8 protein-coding genes are annotated in these 12,131 nt (G+C 62.7%); 3 read left to right on the top strand and 5 right to left on the bottom strand.

Going from position 1 to position 12,131, the window contains the following annotated elements; all coding sequences use genetic code 11:
* Window positions 1–97: 97 nt before the first annotated feature.
* Window positions 98–469 (top strand): hypothetical protein, encoded by a 372-nt coding sequence (locus tag K0B96_RS11270; protein ID WP_220161000.1) that lies wholly within the window; start codon window positions 98–100, stop codon window positions 467–469.
* 11 nt (window positions 470–480) lie between these two features.
* Window positions 481–975 (top strand): N-acetylmuramoyl-L-alanine amidase, encoded by a 495-nt coding sequence (locus K0B96_RS11275; protein WP_220161001.1) that lies wholly within the window; start codon window positions 481–483, stop codon window positions 973–975.
* A gap of 40 nt (window positions 976–1,015) precedes the next feature.
* Here K0B96_RS11275 and K0B96_RS11280 read toward each other — a convergent pair whose 3' ends face one another.
* From K0B96_RS11280 to K0B96_RS11290, 3 genes are all read right to left on the bottom strand, one after another.
* Complete coding sequence (locus K0B96_RS11280) at window positions 1,016–5,305, bottom strand: autotransporter-associated beta strand repeat-containing protein (protein ID WP_220161002.1); 4,290 nt, start codon at window positions 5,303–5,305, stop codon at window positions 1,016–1,018.
* A 105-nt stretch (window positions 5,306–5,410) separates the two neighbouring features.
* A complete protein-coding gene (locus tag K0B96_RS11285) occupies window positions 5,411–6,898 on the bottom strand; it encodes a tetratricopeptide repeat protein (protein ID WP_220161003.1) in 1,488 nt (495 codons plus the stop codon).
* Window positions 6,899–6,971: 73 nt separating this feature from the next.
* Window positions 6,972–7,253: a hypothetical protein gene (locus tag K0B96_RS11290; RefSeq protein ID WP_220161004.1), complete on the bottom strand. Its 282-nt coding sequence runs from the start codon at window positions 7,251–7,253 to the stop codon at window positions 6,972–6,974.
* 126 nt (window positions 7,254–7,379) lie between these two features.
* Between K0B96_RS11290 and K0B96_RS11295 the strand changes: the two genes are divergently transcribed.
* A complete protein-coding gene (locus K0B96_RS11295; RefSeq protein WP_220161005.1) occupies window positions 7,380–8,864 on the top strand; it encodes a hypothetical protein in 1,485 nt (494 codons plus the stop codon).
* Between the two features lie 107 nt (window positions 8,865–8,971).
* On the opposite strand, the gene K0B96_RS11300 is transcribed toward K0B96_RS11295, so the two are convergent.
* Both K0B96_RS11300 and K0B96_RS11305 read right to left on the bottom strand, forming a co-directional pair.
* On the bottom strand, window positions 8,972–10,927 hold the full coding sequence (locus K0B96_RS11300; RefSeq protein WP_220161006.1) for a glycoside hydrolase family 2 protein: 1,956 nt from the start codon (window positions 10,925–10,927) through the stop codon (window positions 8,972–8,974).
* A gap of 21 nt (window positions 10,928–10,948) precedes the next feature.
* Window positions 10,949–12,124 (bottom strand): two-component system sensor histidine kinase NtrB, encoded by a 1,176-nt coding sequence (locus K0B96_RS11305; RefSeq protein ID WP_220161007.1) that lies wholly within the window; start codon window positions 12,122–12,124, stop codon window positions 10,949–10,951.
* Window positions 12,125–12,131 lie beyond the last annotated feature (7 nt).

Here is a 12,131-nt window from a genome sequence, read left to right on the forward strand (position 1 = left end):
GCCTGCACTCCGCTTCCGCCCCCAAACTCACTCTGCACCACCCGCCGGCGCCATTCGGCGCTTTCCCCCCGCCGCTCGCGTTGCCTACGTTGTCACCATGAACCCGCTCGTGCTGCTGACGCCTGTCTTCATGGCCTTCGAGGTCGCGCAGCTCGTCGTCGCGGAACGCTATCTCGGAATCAAGCAAATCGAACGCAACGCCGACCCTCGCCTCGTCGGCCCGCGCGAACCGGTGGCATTTCTCTGGCTCGCCGGCCTGATGGTTTACGGCGGTTGGGTCCTCCTGCTCCTGCTCACCGTGCCCGCCGCACGGATGCAAGCGGTCTGCTTGCTCGCCATTTCTCTGGCCGGTTTCACCCTGCGGCGAAACACCACTTTGGCGTGGACCTTGGTGCTTCTGACCTTCGAAGGCGCGCTTCGCCTCGGGATGCTGCTTTCTCTGCTCGTCTTCATTTGGCATCAGTCTTAATTCGCCTGCCGATGGCCTATATCGAGTTCGACGCCACTTCTCCCCATTACGCGCGAACGCCGCCCCACGAACGCTTGGGCGTTGTCGTCCACCATAGCGTGCTCTCGTTCCGCGACACGATTGCGCGGATGCTCGATCCCACCAGCAAGGTCAGTTATCACGTGCTCGTGGATGACGATGGCACCCGTTGCACGCTCGTGCCGGATGATTGCCTCGCCTGGCACGCAGGTGAGTCGACGTTTCTCGGCCGCTCCCGCACCAATGAATTTCTCCTCGGCCTGGCGTTCGCCGGTGATACCTATCGCACGCCGCTGACGGATGCACAGATCGCCTCCGCGCTGGAATGGATTGCACCGCGCTGGGAGCTTTATCGCTGGTCCTTGGATCGTCTCACCGATCACCGCCAGATCTCGCCCGGCCGCAAAGACGATTTAAACCCCGTCGAGTGGCAGCGTTTTCTCGCGGCCGCCACCCGGCGCTTCGGTTCGCCTCGCACCGCCGTCTGAGCCGCGCCGCGGTGGGTTCTGCCGCGCACGGCGCAACGTTCTACGCCGCATCCGCCGTGCGCGTTTTCCCCTGCCGCCACCGTCGGAAGCCGAAGAACGCCAGGCTGGCGCCCACGAAAATGAGTCCGTAGGTCGAAGGCTCCGGCACCGGCGTGACCCGCGAGTAAGTCGCATCGTAATCCTGCCAGTAACTCACATCGCCGTAGCCCTCGAATTTGATGTGGCTCAGCACGTCGTCCAAATTCGCCGAGTTTCGCACCAAGAGAAAGTCCGAGAAATCGATCCAATTGCGGATGTAGAGCATGCTGTCCGTCGTCGCCATCAGCAGGTCATCGAGGAACAGGAAATTGGCGTCGCAAACATTTCCTCCGGCAAAATCGATCACCGCCACGCCGTCGATCGTCAGCGTCCCAAACGTCTCCGTCACCCCCGCTCCGCCCGCCCCGTTGAACTGCAATTTGGTTTCCCCGCCGTAGGCCGCGCCGCGCAGAGTGACGTTGGCCGTATTCGCAATCTGCTCGCTGGCATCGAGCCGCAAAACATCCGTGCCCCGGCCATCACCGACGATCACGTTGCCGACGATCGCATTGACGCCTGGCGTTTTGTTCAACGCCAGGATCCCGTCGTTCACGTAAGTCGGACCGGTGAACGTATTCGCCGACGTGCCAGAAAGAGTGAGCACCCCATCGCCGGTCTTGGTTAAACCTTTGGCGCCGCCGTTGTCCGCGATCACGGCGCTGATGTTCAGTCCGCCCGTGCCGTAAACATGCGTGACGAGATCCGAGACGCCCGTCGCGGTCCCCGCCCGAATCGTGCCATTGGAAATGAGGCTGACGGTCGAGCCCGTGGTGAGCAAACCGCCGCTATTGACGGTCAGCGCATAGCCGCCCGCATTGATGTCGATGCCGCTGCCCAGGCTGAGCGATCCCACCGTGCGGTTGGCTGAAAGGGTCTGATCCGCTGTCGGCGTGGCGTTGACGGTGCTCGTCCAACTACCCTGTGCGGTGTTGGTGCCGGTAACAGCCACCACGCCATTGGCCCCGTAGCCGGCGAACGCTGTGCCGTTGACGGTCGCATAACCGAGCACATTCGAAACCAGAGCGGGGCTGTTGCCGAACTTGATGCGCGGGTTGTCCCCGGTGCCGCCCATGGTGCCACCCGTCGCCGCGAAGTTCACCGTGGCGCCCGCGGTGCGGACCAGCGAATCGGTGGCCGGGACGGTTGCCGAGCCGAAGGTGAGCTGCGCCGACCCCTTGTTGTCGCCATACTGCGAAACGACAGTGTTGGCACCGCCCGCGAGCGTGAGCACGCCAACGGTCTCCGTCGTGTCGTTATTTCCTGTGCGCCCCAAAAGGCTGAGCGTGCCGCCAAGCAGCGTTACGGTGGCGGTATCCTTCACCCGGTTGGTGTTGTTCGTTGACCCGTTGTCCAACGTGAACGTGCCGCCATCGCGCACGGTCAGGCTGCTCACACTCGTCATCGTGCCGCCGCTCTGCAGTCGCAGTTCCGCGCCTTTCACCGTCACAGATCCCGCCAGCGTATTGGCGGCGGTCATATCCAGTCGCCCGTTACCTTCGACGGTCAGGCTGCCGTTGCTCACCACACCGGAGAGCAATCCATCCGCGGCGGTGCCTGTGCCGCGCTGCATCAGCACGGTGCGGTTGGCGCCATTGAGATCGATGGCATTGGTCAGCGTCAGCGTGCGATTGGCGCTGTTGGACCCAAGGATGAGTCGCTTGCCGTCGCCCACGAAGTTCGTCGTGCTTCCCCACTTCACGACATTGCTGTTGTTGTTCAGGCTGACAGTGCGATTCGCGCCCGAGGCGGAGAATCCGCCATCACCCTTCCACTGTAAGTTGGCGCCCCCTGCGCCCAAGCTGCGCGTCATATTTCCGGTGAGTTCCAAGACGCCGCCGTTGAGGGCGATGTTGCTGTTCGCATTGATCGTTCCGCGCAGCGCGCCGTCGCGAATTTCCGTCGGACCAGTGTAAGTGTTCGCCCCTGAAATATTCAAAGTGCCCGCACCGGTTTTAATCAAACCGCCGTTGGACAAAACGCCCGAGAGGGTCGCATCCACCGCCGCCGAACCGTTGGCCACGCGCACCTCGCGGTTGGCGCCGCCGAAATTGATGGCGTTGGTGAGCGTCACCATCCGGTTCGCGGCGTCCGAGCTTAGCAACAGCGCATGGCCGTCCGGCACGAAGCTCCCCGCCGCCCAGGTCAGCGCGCCGTTCGCAGTGCCCGCTGCGTTGGTCAGCGTGAAGGTCCGGTTGGCCGAGCCGGAAGCCGAAAAGCCGCCATCGCCCACCCACTGCACTTGGTCCGAACCCATGCCCAATTGTCGCGTGAATGTTGTGGTTACGCCCGACTCCAGCACGCCGCCGGCGAGCTGGAGGTTCCCACCGCTATAACCGTTGGTGCTAAAACCGCCGGCCAAGGCGTCGGCGCTGTTGCTGATCCGCAGCGCACCGCCTTCGATCCGCGTTACACCGTTCCAGTCGTTCCCCGAATTGGTGAGCTCCACGACGCCGGCTCCCATCTTGGTGAGATTATACGTGTCGGCCCCATCCGATATTTTTCCACTCAACGTCAACACGCCTTCCCGCGAACCAATGCCGCTGTTGCCCGCCATCGTTATGTTGCCCGCAAAACTGTTGTTTCCGCCGTCGTTGTAGATCGCGCCGGAGTAGCCTTCGCCGCCGCGAGGCACGCCAAGGCCGTTGATCGTCACCGCTTCCGCCGCCGTATAGGTCACATTGCCCGCCGCGCCGGCCCGGAACGCCAAAGCGCCGCCGCTGTTGACCGTCGTCGTGCCTGCGGTCGTGCCCAGCGCCCCGTTCGTGGTCACCACCACCATGCCCTGATTGATCGTCAGGTTACCCGTCCACGGGGTCGCGCCGTTCGAGTTGTCGCTGTTGATCGTCGTCGTCCCTGTTCCGTTTTTGATCAGGTTGCCGGCCCCGTTGATGTCGGCGTTGAAGTTGATCGCGCCATTTCCGTTCAACTTGATGTCGTTGCCGCCGGTCGTCACGGGACCGTTCAAGCAGAGCGTGCTGAACGAGTAATTGTTGATCCGCAGCTCCTCGGCGAGCGTGATCGGCACGTCGATGTGGTGCTGCGCCTGCGCTCCGTTGTAGTCGTTGACATTAATCGACGGCAAACCCGCCAGCGCCGTGTCGCCCAGTAGCAGCGACCCCGTCCCGTTGAGCGTATAATTGACCCCCGCATCGAAGGTCAGGGAGTTGATCTTCGTGTTGGCGGCGTTCAACGTCACCGTCTGGTTGGTGGTCGGTTTGTTGCCTAGAAGGACGTCGGCATTGATGCCGGGCACCGTGTTTCCCACCCAGTTCGCCGCCGTCCCGGCATCGGTCGTGCCGGCACCATTTCCCCATTCAAACGACCCCGGCTGCCACGGCGTCATCGTCACGGCGACGTTGCGCACTTCGTGAATCTCCGTGGATCCGCCCGTCGCCCCCGTGAAACCGATCTTAAACGTATCGGGACGATCGTAAGACGACAAATCGCTGGTAAACGCTGTGATGTAACTCCCTGTCGCGCCGAATTTCATTTCGACCGTGAGAAGATTGTTGGCGTCGAGGGTCAGCCGGAAAGAACGGTAATCAGCGCCATTTTGGTCTGGTCGGATCGTCGCCGTCGGAAAGTCCATCTGACCGCCGCTGAAGAGCGTATCCAACGGCGAACTCGCCGCGATAAACTCATAGCCGCTGCTTTCCGGGCCACGCACTGCGATGCGGTTGGGAAACAAACCCGTTCCCAACCCTCCGTTCCGGCCCTCGCTGTTGCTCGAGTAATTGCCGTAATCGTCGAATGCGAAACCCAGATATCCGCCCGTCATGCCTGCGACGCCCGAGGGCGGAGCCGCCGCCGCATCCTTTTGCGCATACCCCATCGAGCCACCATACGCGCCCGGCTGAAACGTCGACGCATCGATGGCGCCATCCACCAGGAAAAACGTGATTCCGTCCGCCCCAGAACCATTCCACGTCGTGTAATCCAGCGTAATTTGGATCTGCGCGTTCACCGAAAAAATCGCCGAATCGAACAGCGCAAACGTCGACTGATTCGTCGTGTTCTCGGTCATGCGCAGCCAGCCATTCCCCGCCGTATCGACCGTATTAGCCGTCAGATAAGGACTGGTTGAGCTGGGTGACCCGCCGAATAACCAACCCGGCGCGCTCGTGCCCGTGAAGCTTTCAGTCAGAGTGACTTGCGCCTTTGCGCCCACGGCCCAGCCGACGCAGATCGCCAACCACCCGAGGCGGAAAGCGATCCCACGCAGCGTCTGAAAAATGGCATGCTCAAGTCTCATTGCACGACGGGGTTGAGGAGCACTTCCACGACGAGGTCAACCACGTAGGCGATTCACCCTATTATTAAACATTTTTTATCCAAGTCGTGGGCCTTTCGTAGACGCTTAATTTTTCATTAAGTATTTATCCAACAAAGCGTAATTAAGATCGAGAGACATGGCATTCTGCTGCTCCGCCAACGCGTTTCCCAGCCGCGGCCGTCGCGTGCCGCTGAGAAAAAAGCGCTCCAAGACCGTGACGCCCCCATCCTTTCGTCCCACGATCTCAGTCATTTGTTTTTTCGCCTGCCCCATTCGGTCCCCGTCTTTCTGCACGCCCGCCGCGCAAAAGACCGCGAGACAGGCCTCCATCCGCGCCTGCCACGGGTCTGGCGGCACACGGACCAGCGCGTCCGTCACCATCGCCAATAAATTCGCGTCCGGGTAACGCACCAGATGGGTGGCGAGCAACGCCAGCACTTCGGCGCGCAACGGCTTGTTCGCATCCAACAGCGCTCGAAACTCCCGCCCCACCCTTTGTTCATCGCCCGCTTCGGCATACGCCGCGAGCGTCAGCCGGGCAAAGTCTCGTCCGCTCATCTGACTTGAGAATTCACCGAGCAACGCGATCGCCTCGCCGGGAAATTTTAGCGCGATCAAAGTTTCCACCCGATAAACGCGATCGTAGGGAAAATCCGCGACCAGCGGCGCGGTCATGAGCAACGACTTCGCCTCGTCGGGCGACGACGTTTGCACCTTCCCCGCCAGCCAGAAAAACTCTCGCGCATGCAACGACAGGGCTTCGTCGTCCGCCGCTTTTTCCAATAAATCCGCCCGCTGCAGGCGCTCCGCCGCAAACACCAGCGCATGCGACCATGCCGCCGTTTGGCCAGGCTCCCGCGGCAATTGTCGGGCCGCCAGATCCCCGATCTCTCGGAGATGTCCGCGCGCCAGCAAGCTCCGAAACCAGACGCGCGCCGTCTCCACGTGGTGTTCGGGCCGCTCCCGCAGCAAGTCAGCATACATGCGGTCCGCCTCCGTGGGGTTCCCCACTTGGTAAAACTGCGCCAACATTATCGCCACTCGATAATTTTCGCGGTCGAGGCCATGCGCGACTGACAGCGCGCTGAGCGCTTCCTTCACTTGCCCATGGGCGTAGTAATCGCGCGCCTGTTGAATGAAGAGCTGTGCTCTCACCGTCCGCAGTTCAGCCCACGCCGGCGGCCACACCACCTGTCGCGGCGACACGTCATAACCGATCCACCGCATCACGCCGAACACCGTGATCGCCGCGGTCAAACCCAGGAGCGCGATCGTGCCGCCCACGTAGCCGAAGACCCGCCCCCAAAAAGGCCGCACCTGCGCCGCCGCCACGCTGCAAACCCATCGGCCGGCGTCGTTTTGCTGCAACAGCGGGCAGACCCGTCGAAAACGCGCCGGCCTCTGCCAATGGATCACCGCCTCACAGCCCGTCTCCAACGGCTTCCCCGAGTCGCTGGGATTCTGGCACGGACAGCCTCCGCTTCCACGCTTGAGGCGATAGATCGTCTTGCGCGTATTCCAATAGAACAACGCCCCCGCCATCCGGACCGAATCTCCGAGCCATTTTCTCACCCCTGGCATGAACCGGGTGAAAAGGAATTGAAGCAAGTTAACTCACTTCAACCCGCATCATTCGTTCCGTCGCCTACGCGTCGAAGCGGCGCGGCTTCGTTTTATCCGCCGGCTCCGCGAACGAGCGCGTGAAAAAATCCTGCGCCGCCGTCATCAACTTGGCGTATTTATTATAATCGCCCGCCCACGAATTCGGCAGACACACGCGTTTGATCACGCCCTGCCCGACCTTGTCGGCGGCCGCCAGATCAGGCGCGATCTCCATCGCAAACGTCGGATCGAGCGTGTGCACCACATAGTGCCGTTCACCGTCCTTCCGGTCGTGCTGCACGCGCAAAAAAGCACTGACGTTCATTGTCCGCAGCCTGCCCCTCTCACCCGTGGTGGCAAACGCCAAACGCACGCCGCGCACTCCAAGGTTGAAAACCGCTCCCGCGCACCGCACAAACTCCGCCGCCGTATCTGACTGCGCATCCGCCCCATGTCGCTCCCCGATCAAGCCCCGCCCTTGCCGAAAACGTGGTTCTTCGTTGGCGATGCCGTGCTCGTCGCCACCGCTGCGCTCATCGCACATCTCGCCCCCGACCCCTTCGCCCACGGCCCCCTCATCGCCATTGTCGCCTGCGTGGTCACCGGCGTCTTCATCGCCGTCATCCCCGCCCTCGCCGAATACGCCCGCAAACAAGACGAGGCGCTCGACCAACGCCAGCGCTCGCTCGAAGCCCTCCTCGCCCACGTCACCACCTCCGCCGAACAAATCAGCATCGCCGCCACGACGCTCCACCAACTCACCGAGGTCTCGCAACGCAACCTCAAGCTCGCCGAACATCTCCCCCAGCGCCTGCACGAAAAGATCAACGAGTTTAACGCCCAGTTGACCCAGGCGCAGGACGATGAACGCGAGGAATTGGAGAAAGAGGTCGCCTCCCTGCGCGCCTCCGAGTCCGAAAAACTCGAGACCATCTCCGACAAAATTCACAAATCGGTCGCCGAATTTGCCCGCCTCGAAGCCACGGTGAACAAACATCTCACCGCCGCCCGCACCGAACTCATCGAACGCACCGACGAAGCGCTCCGCCATCTCTCCTCCGCCACCACGTCCGCCCTCGCGGAGGCCGCGACATCCACCGCCCAAGCCGTGCGCGACGCCCAGCACGTTCTCACCACCGAACTAGACCAACGCCTCGCTGCCGCCTGCGCCGCTCACGTCACTCGCGCCACCGAAGCCATCGACCGCCATCTCGCCGCTTCACTCCCCAACCCGAACCCGCTCGCGGCGACGCCCGCCGCGCTCCCACCGGAGGCTCCGGAGCCCATTCCGGAAACGTCAGGCACCGCCGCCCCCCCGCCCGACCACACGCCCCCCGAACCGGAGCCCATCAATGTCGCCGCACCGCCTGCCTCCACTGCGGCGGCCCAGCCTCCATCCGACGCTGCTTCGCCATCCGTGACCGCCACTCTCGCCGAACAACCCTCCGCGGAAAACACCCCCGCAGCGGCGGCCGCCGACGAGGTTGCGACAAACCTCCCGCCTCCACCCGCGCCGCAACTCCCGCGCAAACGCGCGCCCCGCAAACCCAAGGCCAGCGAGCCCAGCTTCGATCTCGGCCTCGACGATCTCGCGACCAGCGCTCCGGAGGAGCCTGCGTCCGACCCCGGCGAGCGGAGTTCAGCGGCCGAGTCGATCGAAGCCGCGCTCTCCTCCGATGGTGCCACGCGCCTGCTCGTCACCGCATATATCGGCATCGGCAATAAACTCTTCCTCCGCGGCGATGGCCCTGGACTGAGCTGGGAAAAAGGCGTGCCTCTTCAATTCGTTTCCATCGGCAAATGGCGTTGGGAAACCAACGACGCCGCGACGCCCGTCCGCGGCCGCCTCTTCAAAAACGACGAAATAGAATGCTCCGCGCTCGGCGAAATCGCCGTTGAACCCGGCCAGCAGCGCGAAGTCTCCGCCACGTTTTAGTCCTCACGCCGGCGCTCGAGACGGCGCCGCCCCCGCTCGACGCCGCACCCGCGACGCCGAGCCAACATCCTCAAGGAGCGGGCGCTCGCGCGCCCCGTCGCGGCCCGTTACCGCCGCACCGCCGCGTAGGCCTCACGCACCGCGTCCAACGCCGGCTTCGGATGAAACGGATACGCAATATACGCATCCGACATTTGCGGCCAGCTATCCGCCAGGTTCCACAGGAAGATGCCCCAACACGTCGGCTGCGCCTCGTAGAATTCCACCCAAAACTTCGATGCTTCCGCCTGAAGTTTTTGTGATTTCTCGATGAGGTCTTCCAGCGACTTCGGTTCCTCCCAACCACGCGCCGCCACACTCTCCCAGATCGTGCGATAACGTCCGTTGCGATCCAGCCGCCACGTATCTGAACCGTGCGTGAGATACTCCTCGTTCCACACCGGCCAGCGATTCTCCGGGGCGACGAATTTTTCGACGACCTCCATTGCCGGCATCGCGAGATGGCCGATCTCCGTCACCATGCGCGGCTTCACCTTGGAGTAGAAATCCGCCTTGTAGGAAAATCCGTGCGCCCACAAATGGCAGTCGCCCTCCGTCGGCACATTCTGGTCGTAGGTCAACGGCGAGTAAGGCGAGGTGGGCACGTAGGGCGTGGAGGGCGCATGCGTCTGCACTCCGTCCCGCAAAATCTGTTTGCTGAGTTTGTTATAACGATAGTCCGGGAAGTTGTAGCTGTTGTCCGCGAGCACATCGTTTTCGTTGTCGCCAAACCATGCCACCACGCAGGCGAAATGCCGCAGCCGGCGGACCTGAAACTCCGCCTCGCGCCGCGCTTCTTCCAAGAACGCCGCATCCTGTGGATAACACCCGCAGGCAAACATGAAGTCGTGCGTGATCAGGATCCCGAGTTCATCGCACTTTCGGTAAAACGAATCGTGCTCGTAGATTCCCCCGCCCCACACCCGCATTGCATTGATGTTCGCTCCCTTCGCCGCCGCGAGCAGTTGATCGTAACGCGCCTCGTCGATCCGCGCGAACACGCCGTCCGCCGGCGTCCAGTTCATGCCTTTGAGAAAAATCTTCTTCCCGTTGATCGCGATGATGAACGAAATCCCGCCGTCGGCATCCGGCTCCTGGATCAGCTTCACCGTGCGCACGCCAAACCGGCCGCTCCGTTGATCGAGGTCGCGGCCGCCCCGGCGCACTTTCGCGCTCCAGTCATACAACGGCTGCGCGCCGTGATTGTGCGGCCACCAGAGTTTCGCGTTCGGAATCGTGAAACGCTCCACGTGGCGCCCCCCGCTCGGATCGTGCGCGATGACCAGACTGCGCGTCTGCCCCGCGACCGTCAGCTCGCACTCCACCGTGCCCGGCGCGCCGTGATTGTGCTGCAATTCCACGCGTGCCGTCACTTCGGCGGTGCCGTCGTGCAACGCCACCGTGTCGATAAACACATCCGCCAGCTCAACCGGCTCCGTCAGCACGAACGCCACCGGCTTCCAAATTCCGATCGTCACCAGGCGCGGTGAAATATTCCAGCCGTAGCACGACTGCGATTTGCGCACATGCAACCGCACCGGCGGACCGTAGCCCCGCACGCCCGGTTGCCGCAGGTCCCGGCCCGGCGGAAACGCCGGTGCCCCCAGGCACACCTCGAGCAGGTTTTTCCCCGGTTTCACGTGATCGGTCACGTCCACGCGCAACGGCGTAAACATGTTCTGATGCCGGCCGATTTCCTTTCCGTTGAGCAGCACCGTCGCGAACACGTCCAACCCTTCGAACAGCAAATGCAGCCGCCGCCCTTCCGGCACCGCCGGCGGCGTGATTTCCGTGCGATACCACCAGTCCATCTCCTCCATCCAGCGAATGTTGTCGTGGTTCGTGCCGAAATACGGATCTGGAATCTTGCCCGCACGGAGGTAATCGAGATGCACGTCGCCGGGCACCTGCGCCTCGATCCAGCGCTCGGCGAGAGGCAGTGCGGAGCAACCAGCGGTCGCCCCCAGTTCAGGTTCGGCATGCATCACTTGCCACGCCGCATTCAAGGGAAGGGATTGTTTCATGGGGAAAATTCTTCTGGGACGTTAATTTTTGAGCATCCGCACCCGCCGGTCGCGCCGCGGCAGGTGAATCGTCACCACCGTGCCGATGCCCTCTTTGCTCTCGATGCCGATCTGGCCGCCATGCTCGTGCAGGATGCGCTGCACGATCATCAGCCCCAGACCGTGCCCGCCAGACTTCGTCGTGTGATACGGCTGAAACAGCCGCGTCAAATCGTCCTGTTTGATCCCCGCACCGGAGTCGGCGAACGCGAGATGCACATTCTCGTCGTCCGCCCACGAGCGGATTTTGAGCCGCCCACCCGGCTGCATCGCTTCCGCCGCGTTCTTCACGAGATTGAAAAACACCTGCTTCACCTGGTCGCGATCCGCCATCACCACCGGCAACTCCGCCTCCGTCTCCACCTCGACCGCGATCCCGCGATCCGCGAGTTCGCGGTGCTGAAACGTCAGCACCTCGTCGAGCAACTCCGCGAGGCGCACCTCACCCAGATTCGGTGGCCGCGGACGAATCGCCTCGAGGAAATTCGTGATGATCCCATCCAGCCGCTTCACTTCATCGCGACACACCTGAATCGACTGCGCGATCGACTCCGTCTCACGCTCCGCGGCGCGCAATTTTTTCAATTTCCGCTCCACGAGCTGCAGGTGAATCGTGAGCGAATTGAGCGGGTTGCCCAATTCGTGCGCCACTCCGCCCGCCAGCAGCAAAACCGACGACGTCCGCTCCGATTCAATCCGCGCCTCCGTCGACTGCTTCTCCCGCGTGATGTCCGACAAGATCACCGCAAACCGCCGGTTCGCGGCGCGCAAATCCTGGCGAAACGGCACCATGTAAAGCCGCACCGTGCGCGGCTCCGGATAAGTTAACTCGAACTCCCGCGCCACGATCGGCAGCGCCGCCGGTGCCTCCGCGTCCATTCCAGCCAACGAGGGACGCAGACCAGGCATCAGCCGCCACAACGTTTCGCCCACCAACTCCACACCCAATCCGATCAAGCGCTGTGCGGCGGCATTGGCATACTCGATTTCGCCCTCCTCGCTGATGACGAGGACGCCCTCTTGCAACACGTTGAAAATGTCTTCGAACAGCTCGCGCTGGCGCACCAACCGCTGCACGAGATTCGCCAGATTCACCGAGTCCAGCGTATCGAGCCGGCCGAGCACGCGATCGAGCGAAGAGTGCTTGCGGGGGGGCATTCGGGCA

Source organism: Horticoccus luteus (assembly GCF_019464535.1).
GTDB classification, from domain to species: Bacteria; Verrucomicrobiota; Verrucomicrobiia; order Opitutales; family Opitutaceae; genus Horticoccus; species Horticoccus luteus.